We start from the raw sequence: 18,835 nt of genomic DNA, 5'->3' as shown, positions 1-18,835 counted from the left end.
AAACACTAAATCTTAACACCATTGAAAATAAAATTAGTACTTCTTTCATTGTTGAGCTCATGGTTAGCTCATGCACAAACACTTCAATTTAAAAATCTCGCCAATATGTCTGTAGGCAGAGGTGCCATAGCCAGTGTAATCGTGAATGATAATATATACGTGAGCAATGGATATCAGGAAAAAGCAAGTGATGCAAAGTATATTGAGAAATATAGTATTACCGATAACCGTTGGAGTGTTCTCAATTCTACCCTCCTTCCCAAAAGATTTGCTAATTCCGAAACTTACAATAATAAAATTTACATTTTTAACGGTTGGGGAAATAGCCATCTTGAAATTGTAGACCTTGCAACCAATACAGTAACGAAGGGTGCTGTGAATCATTCCTACACAGGAAATTCAGGCTCAGCAATCTATAATGGCAAAATATATGTGTTTGGTGGCAGCGGACTCAATGGAGCTGCAAAGACTACATTTTCTAATAAATTCCAGTATTATGATATTGCTTCCAATACATGGAATCCATTACCCAATATGCCCACAGCCAAAGAAGCAAAGGGCAAAATTGTTAATGATAAGCTGTATGTAATTGGTGGTTTTAACGGTACCCCATCTCGTCTGATCAATGTTTATGATCTCAAAACTAATCTTTGGATTGATCAATATACGATGCCTGCTGGTATATCCGGACATGCATTGGCGGTATCCGGTAATAAGATTTTTATTGTAGGCGGTTTTAATAATCAGACTTTTCTGGCCTATTTTGATACTACAACCAATACAGTCCATCAGTTATCCTCCAATATGATTCCCAGAAGACATGCTGCAGCGGAAGTATATAACAATAAATTATACATCATCGGCGGAAGCACAACGGCTCTCACCAGCTCAGCTATTAAAAGCATACAGGTGGCAGATATTGACGAAAGTGCACTCTCTGCAAATGCAGCCAATGAAGATCAAGTGATTAAAACAAAGGTTTATACCAACGCATCCAGAGACGGTTTTGTCATCAGTAATAAAAATAACAGTAATCAGTTTGAATACACCATTTTATCAATGGATGGAAAACCAATTAGCAGAGGTTTTGCCTATTATAATAAAAATATAGATTTATCAAACGTACAAAAGGGAACTTATATTTTTAGTTTTAAAAATGAGAAAGGGCTCTTACAACAGGTTAAAATTATAAGATAATTATAAGCTTTCAAACATGAATATCAATTCTATGATTCGTTTTCTCATTTTAATAATTGCCACTCTATTTCTAAGCCATTGCAAAGATCATTCAGAGGCTAATAAATATCGCGTAGGCCAAGAATGGAAATATAAAGCCCGTCCCGGGGAAGAAAAATCGACTCTAAAAATTTTGAAGATTGAAGAGTATCCACAAACCGGGAAAGTGATTCATATTTCAGTTAGCGGATTAAAGATGAAAAATCCAAAAAGTTCTGAAGGTTTTGCAAATGAATTAAGCCACATTCCGATTTCTGAAGAAGCATTGAAGAAAAGTATCACCAAACTACACAATGAAAACGGCAAAATGCCCGATTCCCTTGAAATGGATGGATACTCTTATTGGAAAAAAGAGTTTGACAAAGGAGAGGCCGGGATATTCAAGGTTCCTGTTTCTGAAATTGTGGGATTGATGGAAGATCATATTATTTCAGGAAATTATACTGAATAAAGCACCTCTCCTTCAAAAGTCACCAACTTTGAACCAATAAAATAAAAACAGTACTTTTAAAACATATTTCTAAGTTTGGAGACTCCATAGATCGAAAGCCTCTGAAATTTCCAAAAAAGCAGTATTATTAAAAAAACAAAACTTGACAATGAAAAATATTATTTTATTCTTTTCTATCTTATACTCATTAAATGTTTATTCGCAAGAAAAACCTAATTATCCGGAGCCGGAAAAAGGAATGAAAAGAGTTGACCTTAAACTTCCAAAAATTGAGAATGACAACGAATATAAAGTTGAAATAAGATTTGGAATGGAAATGAATGTTTCTGAATGTTCAGCAGTTAATGATTTTAATTTTAATATTAAAAAGTTAGAAGAAAAATATGGAATTCAACCTTATAGATTTCCTTATTATGTATTACCGAAAGAAATACCAATAGACATTCTTACCTTAAATAATAACAAATCTAACTGCGATGAAAGTAAGAAAGTAAAAAAGAAAGTTTTAAGTTCTCAAAATATTTTAAAAGAATATAATGGGCATTTTGCAATTCCGTTCTATATCCCTGAAAACTGGACTGTGGAATATAGATTGTGGAAAGTAAATTCAGAATTTAAAAATGCTGAGCAACAATAAGCACAACAGTATTGACAAGATGTGGGATAAAACTTATATTTTCCCATTCCGTAAAGCATCCCAATTTTAAACATCCCTTTAAAAAATGCTTCAAGGTCTTCAGACTTCGATTCCAATACATGTGTCTCGAAAAAAAGCCTAACACTTGCCCGATTAAAGGAATAAAATATTCAAATACAATCATCTTATCAATGAAGCCGTCAATAATTATTACCGTTGTTTCCTCAATAATTTTAACTTCCTGTTTCTGAGATTGTGAAAGTAATGGAAGGTCATATTATTTCAGGAAATTATACTGAATAAAACACAGTAGCTTCAAAAGTCACCGGTTTTGAGCGATAAATCACATTTACACAATTCGTAAATTTGGATGTTAACGGTCAGACTAAAAAACTGCTACATGACAAAAATAAATTAACAACCAAAATATCAATAAATGCAAAATCCAGAAAAAGAAAATAGCGCATGGACCTTAAAAAAAAACATTGTCCGAGTTTTTGCCTATTCATTTTGTGTATTCCTCATTTGGCTTGGATTTTATACATTGACCAATTCTCCGACGACTCCGAAAGATAAATTGCGTGGAATTGGAGAAATTGTGGCTGCTTGTGTTTACTTATATGTAGACATTAAAATTTTAATCTCAAAAAATAAACGCCCGAACCGCTAACAGTAATTCACAATACAACCTACAAATGAAATACCTTTTAACGAATCAAGAAACTGAAAGATTATTATTCCGAAAATTAGAACACTCGGACTTTGGCAAATGGTTGAACTTATTTGAAGATGAAAATACCGCTAAAATGCTTGGTATGGATGAATTCAAAGGAGCTGATACGCGCTGCGAAAAGTGGTTTGAATGGACTTTTAGCAGATATGAGAATAATTTAGGCGGGCAAAATGTTTTAATATCTAAAGAATCCAATCAGCTTGTAGGACAGTGTGGATTATTAGTTCGAGAAATTGAGAACAGTTTTGAAATCGAAATTGCTTACTCAATTCTACAAGAATTTAGAGGAAAAGGATATGCAATCGAGAGTGCAAAAAAATGCAAAGATTTTGCATTTAGCAACAATTTTCACGACAGACTTGTATCAATAATTATTCCTGAAAATGAATCTTCAAAAAATGTTGCAATAAAAAATGGAATGAAGCTCTTAAAACACATACATTACAATAACAAAAAAATGGAATTATTTCAGATAACAAAAAATGATTGGGAAATAAGTCCAACATAAATTATATTATTTTTACACAAAAAAAAGATGGAATTTAACTTTAAAGAAAATTATATTTTAGAAAATGAGTTTGTTAGACTAGAACCTCTACAACATTCTGATTTTGATGTATTGTTAAGCTACTCTGAAAATGAGCCAGATATTTGGGAATTTAATTCAGGGGGTGCAAATGGAAAAGAAAATCTTGAAAAATATATTTCAAATGCAATTTTACAAAGAGAAAATGAAAAGGAATACCCCTTTATCATTTTTGATAAAGCAACTAAAAAATATGTTGGCAGCACGCGTTTTTATGCTATTTTTTCGGAAAATAAAACCATTGAAATTGGCTACACTTGGTATGGGAAAGAATTTCAAGGAACCGGAATAAATAAGAATTGTAAATATTTGTTATTGAAATTCGCATTCGAACAACTGAATATGGAACGTGTCGCATTTGCTGCAAATACTAAAAATAATCGTAGTATAAATGCTATGAAAAGCATTGGATGTGTAGTCGAAGGAGTTTTAAGGAATTGTAGCACAGATGCAGATGGAAATAGAATTGATGTAACACGACTAAGCATTTTAAAAAACGAGTGGAGCGACAACGTAAAAATAAAACTTGAACAACGTATTGGAAATTTTGCCCGTAGATAAAAGCATCAGACAGGCTGAAGTGTAAAATCCAGCAGCAGTTTTCAATTAAATATTTAGTAATAATATTAGCTTATGCCTCGATTTCCCGCCCGAACACAAAGCCCGGAAATGTTAGCTGTCATTTCAACAAAAAGCACATTTAAAACGATTAATCAAAAATGAGAAAACTTAGTATCCTTTTAATTTTCATTTTCGCTTCTTCTTTAGTGTTTGCTCAAAATCAAAGATTTATCTATGAATATTCTTTTAAAATGGATTCTTTACACAAAGAAAACGTTGAAAAAGAAATCATGAATCTTGACATTACAAAAGAAGGTTCCAATTTCTATAGTTCTTTATTGATCACCCGAGATTCTCTTTTTAAAGCAGAAATTGAAAAAGGAAAAGTTTCTCAATCTATAGTCTTTGATATGAGAAAAATTAAAAGAGCAAAAGTTAATTTTCGGGTTTCTAAAACCTATCCTAATTTAGAAACCATTTACCATACTTCTCTCAACGCCAGCAATGTCGCTTTAAAAGAAAATCAGAAAATAAACTGGACTATTCTTCCTGAAACAAAAACCATTGAAGGTTTTAAAGTTCAAAAAGCAACCACCACTTTTGGCGGAAGGAACTGGATTGCCTGGTTCACGAATGATATTCAAATACAGGACGGACCTTATAAATTTTGTGGCCTTCCCGGTTTAATCTTAAATATCGGAGACGAAGAAGGGGATCATGTTTTCAACCTGGTTGGAAGTAAAAAACTCAATGATGAACCCTTATTGATGGATTCGAAAATGAAAGAAATTTTTCTGACCAATGAAAAATTTAATCAACTCTGGAATGAATATAAAAAAGATCCTGCAAAGAATATAAAAATTATTCATAGCTCTTCAGAAATGTCAGAAACCATATTTTCCGATGTTAATGGAAACCCATTAACCAAACAAGATTTAATTAGACGAAAAGAACAAATAGCAGCAGAAACTTTAAAAAAGAGTAATAATTTTATTGAAAGAGGATTATATAAATAAAAGAACGGCCACACTAATGCTGGCATTTATAATACTGATGTAATACTTCAATTTATATGTTTGCCGAAATATTACAATTCCCGGTGAAAAGACCATTATTCATATTGATAGTCTCGATTTTTCTAACGCATTTTCTTTATTTTTACCCCCACAAAAAGTAAATAAGACATGAAGAAAATAGAACAGAAAATTGATGAAGCTTTTACAGACACTTTTCTACTTCCCAGAGAAAAAGCAGTTACGAATTTCCTGATGGATGTTCTGAGCTCAAAATATAAATTCAGAGAGGATGATAAAAAAATTGAGGTGATCAGTTTGTATTATTATGCTTCAAGCCCTTTAAGTGCTTTATTTGCTTTGCCTAATTATGAATACTACTCTACTGATAAAACTGTTCAGATCGCAGAGCTTCATTTGAAAGAGCATTCACTGGAAGATTACTCCCCTATGGATGTTCAGGAATTATGCAAAAAAGTATTGGATGAAAATACGATCGATTATTCTGCCTATCTGAATGAAGGCGGTCAATTGGATTATGCCAATTATTGGGAAAACCAGTTTGGTCTGGAAAGTGATTTCTTAATGAGCTGCTGGAAAAATGCCAAAGAAAAAACACAATCTAAAATGCTCGGATTTTTAGAATCTTCAGACGGGGAAAGCGGAATGTTTGATTTAGACAATAATTATGTCCTTCCTTTTGATGTTGATCTTGATGAATACCTGCAGTCTCATGGTTTTATAATTGAAAAGGAAGTATAACAAACGACATCAAGCGAAAAAACTGTTATCTCATATGAAAACAAAATTCACCATAAAATCAATATTCACGGTACCCATCTTATTCGGTTTAGTATACGCAATGATATCTGTTTTGCCCTCCATTTTTAGCGATCCTTATTATGATGATAAATTGTTTCCTAAAATTTTTCTTCCGGGTATCCTTTTATTCTCATTTATAGTTATATTTTTTGGAGAAATCAGAACCAAATATATCTCCGTAGAAATCAATACAGATGAAATCATTGAAAAGCGGTTTTGGGGTCTTCAGACAAAATCATATCGATGTTCTGAAATAGAAGGATGGAAATACAGTCATTTACCTTCAAAGGGAGGCACCTATGAATATCTATACCTCTATAAAGATGGCCGTAAAATTATTAAAATATCCCAATTCTACCATCGAAATTATGCTGAGGTAAAAAGCTATGTTAGAACACAATTCAGAGACCTTGGATATGAAAAATTCTCTTATTTTGATAAGCTGAAAGAAACGTTTAGGTAATTAATAAGATTATTATTCTTTAAAATCTGCATGGGATATTTTTGGTCAGCAGGTATTATAAATACTTTCTTTTTAATTAATCTGGACAGCAAACCTGTTTACATTAACAAAAAACCTCTAAAAAGCGGTTTAAAAATTATTGTCTTGTCAAAATAATATTATAAGGTAATGGCTGGGGAAATGGATTAGCATTATAATATTGGCAAGAAGAGGTGATTGTATCCATAAATTTCCAATCTAGGGTGGTGTTCAAACTATTTGTGAAACTTATAGATATATTACCAGATATATTCAGGATATCAAAAATTCTCCTATATTAATGAGCCAAAAGAAATGTTCAGATAAACAGCATAAAAAAACATGAATACAATACCATTTTCGAAGATTATTGCCGGTACCATGACGTGGGGAGTTTGGGGTAAAAACTGCAACACTCAACAGATGATAGAATTGATGCACTGCTGCGTGGAAAACACCATCACAACTTTTGATCACGCAGATATATACGGCGACTATACTACGGAAGCTGCTTTTGGAAAAGCTTTCAACGAAAGTACCATAGACCGTAACAGCATACAGCTTATCTCCAAGTGTGGCATTCAGATGGAATCCGACAAAAGAAATAATTCTGTAAAGCATTACGATTATTCTACTTCATACATCATTGAGTCCGTGGAACAGTCATTGAGAAACCTGCAAACGGATTATTTAGATTTACTGTTATTGCATCGTCCCAGCCCGTTAATGAGAGCTGATGAAATTGCTGAAGCCATCGGAAAGCTCAAACAGGATGGAAAAATCCTGGATTTTGGTGTTTCTAATTTTACTCCATTACAAACGGATCTGATTGAGACAAAAATCAAAATCAATTATAATCAAATCAGTTTTTCTATTACCGATTTTGAAGCGATGATCAACGGAAGTTTAGATCATATGCAGGCTCACCATATTAAGCCGATGTGCTGGTCACCATTGGGAATCGTCTTTAAACAGGATGACGATCAAACTCAGCGCTTGAAAAAGATGCTGGCCAATTTCTCAGCAAAATATGAAGTTCCTGCAGATATTATCCTTCTGGCATGGATTCTAAAACATCCTGCCGGAATTTTACCGGTTTGCGGCACCGCTGATCCATCGAGATTAGCCAACCTGATGAAAGCAACAACAATCAATATAGAATTGCAGGATTGGTTTGCGCTTTGGTCAGAAAGTGCAGGGGTTCCGGTTCCGTAATTTTTACTAGATCTATAAGATATTGACAGGGATTCCTACGCTAATATTGGGTTGAGACTAATATTTACAGTCTCACGATTTTACTATTGAGAATAGTATTTAAAATTATAAACATAGATTTTGAATGAAAAAAATAATTGTAATAAGCTGTATAATTGTAGTGCTTATTTTTTTAACTACCCAGTTTTTGAAAGTGAAGGAATATCTTATCTTATCATTTTTGCCTGTTTCGTTGCTATTTGTTTTTCAGGCGCAAAAATATATTTCCCCAGTGATAAAGAGGATTATGATTCCGTTGAAAAAGAAGCCGATCAATTAGAGAAATATGATGGGGACTTCCAATATACTAATGAAGGATTTTATAATAAACAGAAAACCCCGTTGAAACTTATAAAATGGGATAAAATCATTTCAGTATATTCATTTAGCATTCCAATTTCAAAACATAGAAGAGAAACAGGTTTGGAAATAATTACTGAAAAAGGTAGTTATGAACTCGGGGGAGACACACCGGGAATCGAAAAGCTAGCCAATGAGCTGTATAATCATCTTCCAGATTGGCAATTAAACACTCCTACCATTAGAATTAATAATTACGGACTTCAAAAAACAAAATTATATGAACGAAATGATGACAAGATAAAGATTTAAGGTTTTCTGTTCAAAAAACTACTATTTCAGTTTCTCCTATTTTTTGTAGCTTCGTTTCTTGAAGTCTGATGAAACATACTATTTCATTATATCAATTAAAAACACAATCCATGAAAAACCTCCAACGAGAAGACATATACCTCATCAGTCGCCACAGCAATGTGACGGAACAGGTCATAGAAAAGACCCTGAAAGAAAATATTTACCATGATAAAGAGATGTGGCAGAAATTCCTGCGTCTGTTTTTTATCACCCTGGGAATCGGGTTTACCACTGCGGGAATCATTTTCTTTTTTGCCTATAATTGGGCAGATCTGAATAAGTTTGCTAAACTGGGACTGACCGAAATTCTCGTTATTGCAACCACCATCATCGTTTTACTCCCCAAAATAAATAATACTACCAGAAATATTGTCCTGACAGGTTCTGCATGTTTAGTTGGAGTACTGTTTGCAGTTTTCGGACAGATTTATCAGACAGGCGCCAATGCCTATGATTTCTTTTTAGCCTGGACTCTTTTTATAACGCTATGGGTAATAGTTTCCAACTTTGCACCGTTGTGGTTGCTGTATATTGTGTTACTCAACACCACGTTTTTTCTATATACAGAGCAGGTCGCCAAAGATTGGTCCGCACCATTGGTCATTACACTGCTTTTTCTTTTCAATACAGCCATACTTCTTACTTTTATTTTTCTGGATAAGGATAAAAAAATTAAAAATGTCCCTAAATGGTTTATCTATATTCTGGCTTTAGGCTCTGTGACATTTGCGACTATAGGAACAATTTTCGGGATTATTGACGGATATGATCCTGTGTTTCCGGTTTTAATTCCAATTGTGGTGCTGATTTTTGCACTCGGAATCCGGCATGGTATCCAATCAAAAAATGGATTTTATCTTTCTGTGATTCCATTAAGCATCATCATTATTATTTCAGCTTTACTCCTCAAAATATCAGAAGGCGGAAGCATGCTTTTACTCGTCAGCCTGTTTATCATCGTAAGTGTTACGTTGGTGATTATGAATCTGATTAACCTTCAAAAAAAATGGGACCATGAGAAATAAAGAAGAAATAAAAGAACTGCTGAATTATTTCCGGACTACAGAAAATAAAGATCTGAAGTTTGATGAAGAAGCCATCTACGCCGCTTATGAAAAAAATGATGACCATCAGTCTTTAGCAGTAAAAATTCTTTCCATTTTTGGAGGTATTTTAGCGAGTCTTGCTTTTTTAGGCTTTCTGTTCATCACAGGATTGTATGATTCAACTGGAGGGTTACTGATATTGGGAATCCTTTTAATCGCAGGAGGAATATTCATCAATACCATTTACAATACCACCATCTTTGATACCGTAAGTGTTTCGTCTTATATTATTGGATTTGTCCTTCTGACACTGGGTTTATTTAAAATGGAAATGACTGAAAATACAGTGAGCCTTATTTGCATTCTCATTGCAGCGGTTTCATTAGTGATTGTCCGGAGCTATATCATTGCCTTCATCGCTGTATTAATGATCAGTGGATGTATTCTAACGCTGATTATATCGAATCATAATTCTGAGTTGATTCACCTTTATACTTCTTTTCTGGCTATTATGGTTACAGCCGTTTTCCTGAAAGAAGCCAAAATCATTACGCTGCATCCCGCTTTTTCAAAACTGTACAGTCCGGTTCGTATCGGACTGATTTTTTCATTCCTTGCAGGACTGGTTTTTCTTGGTAATGACTTTATTGAAGTAACTGGAAATTACATTTGGATAACATCCGTCGTGATTATTTTGACTATTCTGTATGTCCTTTCCCATCTTTTTGAAGTATTGAATATTTCCCAAACCTCACAAAAGGCAGGAATTTATATCGTGACGATGGCTCTGTTACTGCCCACTCTCCTGTCTCCTGCCATATCCGGAGCTATTCTAATTATTCTTGTAAGCTTTTTAGTGAATTACAAAACAAGTCTGGCCGTTGGTATTATGGCATTTATTTATTTCGTTTCACGATATTATTATGACCTTCATTTTACCCTGCTGACCAAATCCATACTTTTATTTTCGTCTGGAATTTTATTTCTGGGGCTTTATTTATTAACCCGTAAAAAACTGACAACCAATGAAAAAGTATAAATGGATTATCATACTGCTAAACCTTGTTATTTTGCTGGTGTATTTCAATTATTCCGTTTCTAAAAAGGAAGAACTCTTAAAAAGCGGACAACTGGTTCTTTTACAGCTGGCCCCGGTTGATCCCCGTTCTTTGATGCAGGGCGATTATATGAATTTACGCTACAGCATATCAGAAAACATCTATTCAAAATACCTTCCTAAACGAGCATATTGTGTTGTACGTCTTGATGATAAAGGTATTGCAGAAAGAATAAGATTCCAACAAGAAAAAACACCTTTGAATAAAGGCGAATATGTCATTAAATATACTGCCCCCAACGAATGGAATATCAATATAGGAGCAGAATCTTTCTTCTTTCAGGAAGGACAAGCTAAAAAGTATGAAAAGGCTAAATACGGCGGCGTAAAAATCGATGAAAACGGAAACAGTTTGTTAATCGGTCTTTACGACGAACATATGAACAACATCAAATAAAAACATTATTCCACATGCATTCAGACTTATAACTTTTAATTTCATTTAAAAATAAACCACAAAGTTTACACGACTTCTTTTTAATACTCATATAATATGAAAAAAGCATTTGAATTCCTTAAACAGCTTGAAAAAAATAACAATCGGGAATGGTTTGCCCAGCATAAACCAGAATATGACTTGATAGTGAAAGAAAACAAAGCTTTTTTTGATCAGATCTATACTGAGCTTCAGGAACATGATAATTTAAAGGGAATCCATATATATAGGATTTACAGAGATGTTCGTTTTTCAAAAGATCAAACGCCCTATAAAAATAATTTTGGTGTAGGCTATTCCCGTTCAAAACCGATGTTAAGAGGTGGATATTATATTCAGCTGGAACCCAACAACAGTTTTGTGGGAGGCGGATTCTGGGGTCCTGACACCAAAGATTTACTCCGTATCCGTAAAGAATTCGAACTTAATACAACAGCAATAGAGAAGATTACGTCTGATGAAACTTTCAAAAAATATTTTGGAAATATTGAAGGTGAAGCAGTAAAAACGGCTCCGAGAGGTTTTGATAAAAATCATCCCGCCATTGATCTCATCCGAAAAAAGCAATATGTCGTGATGCGGAAATTCACTGATAGGGAAGTTTTATCGGACGGTTTTCAAAAGGAATCACTCCTGACTTTATTGGCCATGCGTCCTTTTTTCGATTATATGAGTGAAGTGCTGACAACGGATCTCAATGGAGAACCTTTATTTTAAAAATACTACTAGAACGACTTTTCTTATCTTTACTTTTATTAAAGCTCATCCATGAAGGCAACTTTTGACACCATCATTTTGTACGTTAAAAATGTTGAATTACTTAAAAATTTCTATGTCGAAAACTTTCGTTTAGAAGTAATGGAAGAAGATCCGGTTTGGGCTCTTCTGAATGCAGGAGCGATACAGATTGGATTGCATAAAATAGGTGATTCGTACCTTGAAAAAATAGAAGAAGGACACCTATTTGATAACAATACAAAGCTTGTTTTTGAAATTGATGTGGATATAGAATCGGCAAGAAATGAATTTGTATCCAGAAACATTCAAATGAGAGCAATCAAAACATTTGACAATTATGATTTCTGGCTGTGTGACGGAACAGATCCGGAAGGAAACGTCTTTCAGTTAAAAAGTAAAAAAGGTAATTCATAATGATTCATCAAACTCTAGTAAAGCGAAATAAAATACAATCACCCAACATCACATCAATCACATCAATGAAAAAAATACTTGTAATCGTACTGTTTTTGCTAGCCACCCATTATACGTTTGCGCAAAAATTACCTGAAATTGAAAAACAATTAAATGCTGTTTTTCAGAAAATAACTCCTGAAAATCAAAGCAATCCAGATTATTATGATACTCTTGAGACAGCCAATACACAATTTGAAAAACTGCTGCTGCAATATACTGCCTCAAACCCTGAGACGCTACATTATGACTTTAATGCACTCAAAAAAAACGGATTAATCATTACGACTTCTGAGGATGGGAAATTCAGGATTTATTCCTGGGATACCTGGACAGGCGGAACCATGCATTATTTTAAAAATGTTTTCCAGTATGAAGGGAATAAAAAAGTCTATTCTGAAGCTACAGAAAGTGAAACTGAAGGTGATGCCCAATCTTTTTATCATCAGATCAATGATATACTGTCTCAAAACAAAAAATATTACCTCGCTCAAAACACGGCTATTTTGAGTTCAGGACTCAGCTATCATAACATCAAAGTTTTTTCCATTGATGAAGGAAAGCTTAATCATAACGCAAAATTAATCAAAACCCAAAGCGGAATTAAAAATCAGTTGGGTTATGAAGTTGATCTTACCGCATCTTCCAACAGGGATAATGAAATCACAAATTATGATATTGAATATGATTCCAAAAATAAGATCATCAGCATTCCTTTAATCCTTGATAATTCAAAAATCACGGAAAAGAGGATCCGTTACCAGTTCAAGGGTAAATATTTTGAAAAGATGTAAAGTAAGTTGCTATCCATGGAAGAAATATTAGAACAAACTGAAATTAAATACAGCCCCTTTCTTCAATCATAAATTATTGACAATGTATAGTCCAACCAGAAGAAACAGAAACATAGGAACCGAAAATCAAGGCTATGGTCAAAATAATAAATTGACAATCTCTTCGCCTTATGGAGATTTAAAAACATTTTATGAAAGGCTTACTCATTATCGAAAAGAAATCAGAGTAATAAATAATCACGAATTTATATTTATAATCGAAGAAAACCGCGAAAATTCCATTCACTCCTGTTCCGTAAATGATATTCAGAAAATAATTGAACTGATTCCACCTAAAGATTATGGAGATTTAAAATTCATTATTTTGAGACAACCAAAAAGAAAAGAAGAAATTCTTTCACCGGTATGGGGAAGATTAATTTATAGTTACGAGTTTGAAAATGAATACTTTCCTGCTGTTATTTTAGATGCAATTGATACAGAGAAAAAATTGATTTGGTCTAAAAAGCAGACTGTTGAGGATCAAAGAGAATTTGCAAGATTAAAAACTGATGGACATACATTTAGTGACACAAAAAGAAACTTTATCGCTGAATTCAAACCAGAATTTACGAGAAACACTCAACTTTACAGAACCTTACCACATGAATTCGGCCACTATGTTCATTATTTAGAGATTGTTGAAAGATCGGGAGAGAATTTCGGGAGAGAAGAAGATTATGATGAAAAAGAGAAAAGAATGGATTTTTATTTCAGTATCCCTAAAAGTGAAAAAGAAAAATTTGCTCATACATATGCAGATGCACTAAAAGCAAAACTTATTGATGAAAGCAAAATACCTTTTGACCCTTCATAAAAAATATCCTAAAATGAAATTCAAAATATTAATTATCCTATTTACTTTTTCTCTCATAAAGATGTATGCTACAAGTCAGGCACCTGATATTATCATTATCAACAACAAAGAGTATAGTGTACTGAATAATCCTTTGGAAAAATTTTTTGAGAATAATCCTGAATATCATCCCATCTACGGATCTAAACTCACTCTGTTTAAAAAATATAAAAACAGAGACATGCCGATTCCGTTCTCAACGGGAAACTATCGGGGCTATATTGCAACATTCAAAATTGAAAATAACATGTTAGTTTTAGCGGATCTTACAGTTAAAAATATTGATTCCAAAAAGCGTGAATATATTTCTGTTTATAAACAATTATTTAAAAATAAAAAAGTAGTTCTCAATTATTCCGGAATACTTATTATCCCAACTGGTCAACTCATTGAAGCTGTCAATTTCGGATATTCATCTTTGTACGATCGGTACAAATTAATGACCATCAACAATGATACGGTTGTAAAAGAGAAAGAATTAAATAAAGATGAATTTATTAAATTTAAACTCAGTCAATTTGAGGAATATAAAAAAACGGAGGACTACAAAACGGAGTTAAAAAAATATATTGAAGACCCGGAAGACAACAAAAAACCGGAACTGTCCAAAGAAAATACTAAAGGAACATCAAAAAAAGAAATCACAGCATTAAAAAAGGAAGACGAACAGCCTTCTACTGAAGAGCATATAGATGGATTTCTTTTCATGATTAAGAATCCGGATTTTGTCATTGTTGATTATTAATATTGCTTAAAAAATAATTCATTTATTTTTTAAAAAATTTTAACGCCTAACTTCTTTGTATTGATTTAAAATGTATACATTTGAATTTATAATTAAATGAATATTCATTTAATTATAATAACTTAATAATACAGTATATATGCGCAACAGGGATCTTAATAAAGAAAACAGTATTAAACAGAAAGCGATTGAAATTATTGTTAAAGAAGGGCTGGATGGTTTTACGATCAATAAATTGGCAAAAACATGCAATATCTCAGTAGGTACTCCATATGTATATTATAAAGATAAAGATGATCTCATTGTAAAACTGGTCATTGAAGAAGGCAACAAAATGGAAACTGAAATCAATAAGGGATTCGATCCGGATTCTTCTTTGGAAGACGGACTGCGTGTACAATGGAAAAACCGATATAATTATGCCCTCAAAAATCCTCTGCTGCTTACTTTCTTTGAACAAATCAACAATTCTCATTACAGTCATCGATTTGCTGAAATGTTTAATGAAAAGCCGGGAATGTTTATGAGTGAGTTCAAGAACAATCTTTTACGGTTCATTTCTAATACAGTGCAGAGAGGAGAAATCGCTGAAGTTCCGTTTGAAATTTACTGGTCAATCGCTTTCTCTCCGCTATATACCTTATTACGCTTTCATCAACAGGGAAAAAGCATCAGTGGATTACCTTTTGTTTTAACAGATGAAATGGTATGGGCTACTTTCTCAAAGGTTTGCAAAGCACTAAAAGAATAAAGAAAATAATACATACACAAGTACAATGATACACTCATTTTTAATGATTGGCCAGTCTAATATGGCAGGTCGTGGTTTTTTAAAGGAAGTCCCTTCTATTTATGACGAAAAGATTAAAATGTTAAGAAACGGAAGATGGCAAATGATGGCAGAGCCTGTTAATCCTGACCGTTCCACTTCCGGAATCAGTCTGGCAGCTACCTTTGCCTCTTCATGGCGTTTATTTCATAATCAGCAAGATGATATTGCACTAATTCCATGCGCGGATGGCGGTACAAGTCTGGAAGACTGGTCGGTAGAAGGTGTATTATTTCAAAATGCAGTTCTTCAGGCAAAAGTTGCACAAAAAATCAGCACGTTGCGCGGAATTCTATGGCATCAGGGAGAAAATAACAGCAACAGTCAAAAATACAGGCTGTATGGAGAAAAACTGGCCCTTATTATAAAAACCCTGAGAGAAGAGCTTAATGTACCAGACATTCCGCTCATCATTGGGGGGTTGGGTGATTTTCTACAGGATGGTATCTATGGTCAATATTTCAGCGAGTACAATGAAGTCAATAAAGCACTCATCCAATTTGCAGAAGATCATGATCACTGTTACTTTGTGTCTGCTAAAGGTTTAACAGCTAATCCTGACAATATTCATTTTAATGCCATTTCGCAGAGAAAATTTGGAATCAGATACTTTAAAGCATTTCAACAAAAAACGCATATATTGGAATCATTACCGGACGAGGATCAGATGATAGAAACTATTCATAACAGACCGCTGACAAAAAACGAAAAAATTGAACAGCTTCAATATCAGTTTGCTATGGGAATTGTCACAGCAAATGAATTTCAGGATCAAATCGTGCAAATTCACTGATCGATACGATCTTGCTAATTCTCAGAAATAACAAAATCAAATGATTATTTTATTTATTTTTATAAACTACAAATCATAAAAAATTGTTATGCCTCATTTCATCATAGAATGTTCAAAGAATATTCTTCAGCAGAGAACGCCGGAAGAAATAATGAACGTGGTGTATGAAACCGCCGATTCATCAGGAATATTTGCTCTCAATGATATTAAAGTAAGGCTTCATCCCTATGAATATTACAGGCTTGGGGATCAGAAGGATAGCTTTCTGCATATTTTCGGCTATATCATGGAAGGACGCAGTACGGAACAGAAGGCAGTGCTTTCAAAACAAATCTGCACGAATGTTACTGCTTTGTTCCCAGATATTTCTTTCCTCGCGGTCAGCATCCATGAACTCGAAGCAGCCACCTATTGCAACAAGGCACTCATTAATCCCGAAAATTCAGGTTATAACAGACATTTCGGGCTATAATTCATCCAGATTACGATTCATTCCGTTTTTATCTTTACACAACATCACAAAAATACCCTATGAACACAACATCCAAAGAAAATGCTACCTACTATCACGGCACGAAAGCAGATCTCAAAACCGGAGACCTCATAGAAATTGGCTTCAGCTCCAACTACGGCACCAAGAGAAAAGCAAAATACATCTATCTTTCTGCTACTTTGGAAGCGGCAACATGGGGCGCCGAACTGGCTTTCGGAGAGGGGAAAGAACGAATTTATATTGTAGAACCTACAGGTCCGATTGAAGATGATCCCAATTTAACAGACAAAAAATTTCCGGGCAATCCTACTAAATCCTACCGTTCACAACATCCTTTCAAAGTGATAGGAGAAGTTACAGAATGGACAGGACATTCCGCAGAACAGCTCAAAACAATGAAAGACCGTCTTGAAGAACTTAAAAGACAGGGTATCGAAGCTATTGAAGACTGATCTATTCTGCCCATAGTTATATCAAAAACAGTTTGAAATTTTAACGGGTGTTTCGTATAGGAAATGCTTTCATTTTCCTTACTTATATTTTCACTAATTTAACCTTCAGCAAAACCAGACACCGAATACAAAAAATGAATAAACTACTTCTGCTCCTTTTGATCTCCATATCCGTTCTGTGTTTCTCTCAGGACAATATAAAGCTTTCCTATGCTTCTCAATATGATGATTTTATTGAAATCGATATAGAGATGAATAAGCCAACCAGTAAATTCGATCTGATCGATTTTGATACTGTAACGGTTACTGATAATAAGAAAAACGTATGGAAAGAGAATAAGGAATATCCTCTTAATTACAACTACAATAACGGAGAAAACAAAGTAAAACGGTATTATATCCCGGATCATACATTCAAAACGGTAAATATAAAAGGGGTTATGAAATATTTCACCCCTTCAAAAGCCAACGGATCATACTTTGATCTGGGCACTCTTGGAGATATACCCCGAAATACTAATCTGATTGATAAAAAAATAACGGACAAAAATCCTGAGCTTTATTTCAGTATTGTAGATTCAACCGTGATTAACAAAATTTTCCCTGATTTCAGTTATAAAATAAATGAGGATGAAGACTACAAAAAAATTGATTTCAAGTCGTATGATTTTATCTATGCCTACCGGTATAACAAGAAACAAAAAATAATGTATTTCATCAATGATGATGGAGATCCCGGGTATGATAATCTGTCCATTCGTAATAAAAAGACAGGCATTACTTATAAATTCGTTAAACTAAAAAAAGGGATGACTCCCTCTGAAGTCAGCAAGGTCCGGGTTGAGTTGATGATAGAAAATGAAAAATCCATCAGGAAAATACCTTTTGAACTGAAAGAGGTCACTGTTGAAAAGAAATAACAACCTACTCACAGCCCAAATTATGACAGAAGAAATACAAATATTAACGAAATTTGTTGAGGGAGCACTTCCTCCCAAAGAATTTGAACAGCACCTTTATACCAGCCATTCTCTCCAAAAATTTCTTTCTGAAACGGAGATCAACTGGCACGGAACTTACCTTGAAGGGACCAATGCATTTTTGTATCTAGCTGAACAGGATTATAACAGTACAGCCGGTGTTTTAAATGCGCAAGGTACAGCAGCGCTTTTTTTAGAGAGATCAGGAATTGAAACAACGCCCACAGAAAAATATGCCGATGAATACAATCTTGCATCTGTGCTGAGTCCAAAATACATCGATGCAGATTCAGCATTCATTGAAAAATATATTTTGCCTTCGGATAAAACGCTTTCAAAATCAGCTGTAAATCAATTCATCAAAGCCCGGTATGCTCAGCTTTTTCAGTACCAGTCGAAGCCGCCAAAATGGATACAAAACCCACAATGGCCGATAAAGAATGACAAACCTTTATTTTTTCTCGCTCAGGTGGACATCAAAGACTGTCCATTTTTTCACGACACCAGCAGCATTTATCTTTTTCTGGATCCAGAAACCGGAGCTATTGAAACCATACAGCAATTTTACTGATAATTACTTTAGACACTATTTTTTAGTAACAGTTCAGAATTTTCCGGATGCACCTAATCCTATTT

25 protein-coding genes are annotated in these 18,835 nt (G+C 33.9%); all 25 read left to right on the top strand.

What is annotated here, in order from left to right; all coding sequences use genetic code 11:
* Positions 1–21: 21 nt before the first annotated feature.
* The 25 genes from SB679_RS14190 (at position 22) to SB679_RS14070 (ending at position 18,770) form a co-directional block, all read left to right on the top strand.
* Positions 22–1,197 carry a kelch repeat-containing protein gene (locus SB679_RS14190; RefSeq protein ID WP_410702948.1) on the top strand — a complete coding sequence of 392 codons (1,176 nt, stop codon included), beginning with the start codon at positions 22–24 and terminating at the stop codon, positions 1,195–1,197.
* Between the two features lie 172 nt (positions 1,198–1,369).
* Positions 1,370–1,687, top strand: coding sequence for a hypothetical protein (locus SB679_RS14185; protein WP_410702947.1), 318 nt, complete (start codon positions 1,370–1,372; stop codon positions 1,685–1,687).
* Positions 1,688–1,835: 148 nt separating this feature from the next.
* The gene (locus tag SB679_RS14180) at positions 1,836–2,324 is read left to right on the top strand and encodes an ecotin family protein (RefSeq protein ID WP_410702946.1); all 489 of its coding nucleotides are present in this window, start codon (positions 1,836–1,838) and stop codon (positions 2,322–2,324) included.
* 436 nt (positions 2,325–2,760) lie between these two features.
* Positions 2,761–2,994 carry a hypothetical protein gene (locus SB679_RS14175; protein ID WP_410702945.1) on the top strand — a complete coding sequence of 78 codons (234 nt, stop codon included), beginning with the start codon at positions 2,761–2,763 and terminating at the stop codon, positions 2,992–2,994.
* A gap of 25 nt (positions 2,995–3,019) precedes the next feature.
* Positions 3,020–3,565 carry a GNAT family N-acetyltransferase gene (locus SB679_RS14170; RefSeq protein ID WP_410702944.1) on the top strand — a complete coding sequence of 182 codons (546 nt, stop codon included), beginning with the start codon at positions 3,020–3,022 and terminating at the stop codon, positions 3,563–3,565.
* A gap of 27 nt (positions 3,566–3,592) precedes the next feature.
* The gene (locus SB679_RS14165; protein ID WP_410702943.1) at positions 3,593–4,204 is read left to right on the top strand and encodes a GNAT family N-acetyltransferase; all 612 of its coding nucleotides are present in this window, start codon (positions 3,593–3,595) and stop codon (positions 4,202–4,204) included.
* Positions 4,205–4,362: 158 nt separating this feature from the next.
* The gene (locus SB679_RS14160; protein WP_410702942.1) at positions 4,363–5,220 is read left to right on the top strand and encodes a GLPGLI family protein; all 858 of its coding nucleotides are present in this window, start codon (positions 4,363–4,365) and stop codon (positions 5,218–5,220) included.
* A 168-nt stretch (positions 5,221–5,388) separates the two neighbouring features.
* A complete protein-coding gene (locus SB679_RS14155; protein WP_410702941.1) occupies positions 5,389–5,979 on the top strand; it encodes a hypothetical protein in 591 nt (196 codons plus the stop codon).
* Between the two features lie 34 nt (positions 5,980–6,013).
* Positions 6,014–6,502: a hypothetical protein gene (locus SB679_RS14150; RefSeq protein WP_410702940.1), complete on the top strand. Its 489-nt coding sequence runs from the start codon at positions 6,014–6,016 to the stop codon at positions 6,500–6,502.
* 360 nt (positions 6,503–6,862) lie between these two features.
* The gene (locus SB679_RS14145) at positions 6,863–7,735 is read left to right on the top strand and encodes an aldo/keto reductase family oxidoreductase (protein ID WP_410702939.1); all 873 of its coding nucleotides are present in this window, start codon (positions 6,863–6,865) and stop codon (positions 7,733–7,735) included.
* 120 nt (positions 7,736–7,855) lie between these two features.
* The gene (locus tag SB679_RS14140; protein WP_410702938.1) at positions 7,856–8,386 is read left to right on the top strand and encodes a hypothetical protein; all 531 of its coding nucleotides are present in this window, start codon (positions 7,856–7,858) and stop codon (positions 8,384–8,386) included.
* A gap of 110 nt (positions 8,387–8,496) precedes the next feature.
* Positions 8,497–9,453: a DUF2157 domain-containing protein gene (locus tag SB679_RS14135; protein ID WP_410702937.1), complete on the top strand. Its 957-nt coding sequence runs from the start codon at positions 8,497–8,499 to the stop codon at positions 9,451–9,453.
* Positions 9,443–10,513: a DUF4401 domain-containing protein gene (locus tag SB679_RS14130; RefSeq protein ID WP_410702936.1), complete on the top strand. Its 1,071-nt coding sequence runs from the start codon at positions 9,443–9,445 to the stop codon at positions 10,511–10,513. Before SB679_RS14135 ends, SB679_RS14130 begins: the two co-directional genes overlap by 11 nt.
* Entirely contained in the window at positions 10,500–10,988 is a 489-nt protein-coding gene (locus tag SB679_RS14125; protein WP_410702935.1) for a GDYXXLXY domain-containing protein, read from the top strand. Before SB679_RS14130 ends, SB679_RS14125 begins: the two co-directional genes overlap by 14 nt.
* A 96-nt stretch (positions 10,989–11,084) precedes the next feature.
* Entirely contained in the window at positions 11,085–11,744 is a 660-nt protein-coding gene (locus SB679_RS14120; protein ID WP_410702934.1) for a DUF2461 domain-containing protein, read from the top strand.
* 51 nt (positions 11,745–11,795) lie between these two features.
* Positions 11,796–12,179 carry a VOC family protein gene (locus SB679_RS14115; protein ID WP_410702933.1) on the top strand — a complete coding sequence of 128 codons (384 nt, stop codon included), beginning with the start codon at positions 11,796–11,798 and terminating at the stop codon, positions 12,177–12,179.
* Between the two features lie 65 nt (positions 12,180–12,244).
* The gene (locus tag SB679_RS14110; RefSeq protein WP_410702932.1) at positions 12,245–13,012 is read left to right on the top strand and encodes a hypothetical protein; all 768 of its coding nucleotides are present in this window, start codon (positions 12,245–12,247) and stop codon (positions 13,010–13,012) included.
* Positions 13,013–13,094: 82 nt separating this feature from the next.
* Entirely contained in the window at positions 13,095–13,868 is a 774-nt protein-coding gene (locus SB679_RS14105) for a hypothetical protein (protein ID WP_410702931.1), read from the top strand.
* Between the two features lie 13 nt (positions 13,869–13,881).
* On the top strand, positions 13,882–14,652 hold the full coding sequence (locus tag SB679_RS14100; protein WP_410702930.1) for a hypothetical protein: 771 nt from the start codon (positions 13,882–13,884) through the stop codon (positions 14,650–14,652).
* A gap of 139 nt (positions 14,653–14,791) precedes the next feature.
* On the top strand, positions 14,792–15,403 hold the full coding sequence (locus SB679_RS14095; RefSeq protein WP_410702929.1) for a TetR/AcrR family transcriptional regulator: 612 nt from the start codon (positions 14,792–14,794) through the stop codon (positions 15,401–15,403).
* A gap of 25 nt (positions 15,404–15,428) precedes the next feature.
* Positions 15,429–16,274 carry a sialate O-acetylesterase gene (locus SB679_RS14090; RefSeq protein ID WP_410702928.1) on the top strand — a complete coding sequence of 282 codons (846 nt, stop codon included), beginning with the start codon at positions 15,429–15,431 and terminating at the stop codon, positions 16,272–16,274.
* An 88-nt stretch (positions 16,275–16,362) separates the two neighbouring features.
* Positions 16,363–16,746 (top strand): 5-carboxymethyl-2-hydroxymuconate Delta-isomerase, encoded by a 384-nt coding sequence (locus tag SB679_RS14085; protein ID WP_410702927.1) that lies wholly within the window; start codon positions 16,363–16,365, stop codon positions 16,744–16,746.
* A gap of 59 nt (positions 16,747–16,805) precedes the next feature.
* Positions 16,806–17,219: an NAD(+)--rifampin ADP-ribosyltransferase gene (gene arr, locus SB679_RS14080; protein ID WP_410702926.1), complete on the top strand. Its 414-nt coding sequence runs from the start codon at positions 16,806–16,808 to the stop codon at positions 17,217–17,219.
* Positions 17,220–17,353: 134 nt separating this feature from the next.
* Complete coding sequence (locus tag SB679_RS14075; RefSeq protein WP_410702925.1) at positions 17,354–18,139, top strand: hypothetical protein; 786 nt, start codon at positions 17,354–17,356, stop codon at positions 18,137–18,139.
* Between the two features lie 22 nt (positions 18,140–18,161).
* The gene (locus SB679_RS14070; protein WP_410702924.1) at positions 18,162–18,770 is read left to right on the top strand and encodes a hypothetical protein; all 609 of its coding nucleotides are present in this window, start codon (positions 18,162–18,164) and stop codon (positions 18,768–18,770) included.
* Positions 18,771–18,835 lie beyond the last annotated feature (65 nt).

Origin of the sequence: Chryseobacterium sp. SIMBA_029 (assembly GCF_046535275.1) — a bacterium.
In the GTDB taxonomy this organism is placed as follows: domain Bacteria; phylum Bacteroidota; class Bacteroidia; order Flavobacteriales; family Weeksellaceae; genus Chryseobacterium.
This window is presented reverse-complemented; position numbering and strand designations above follow the sequence as displayed.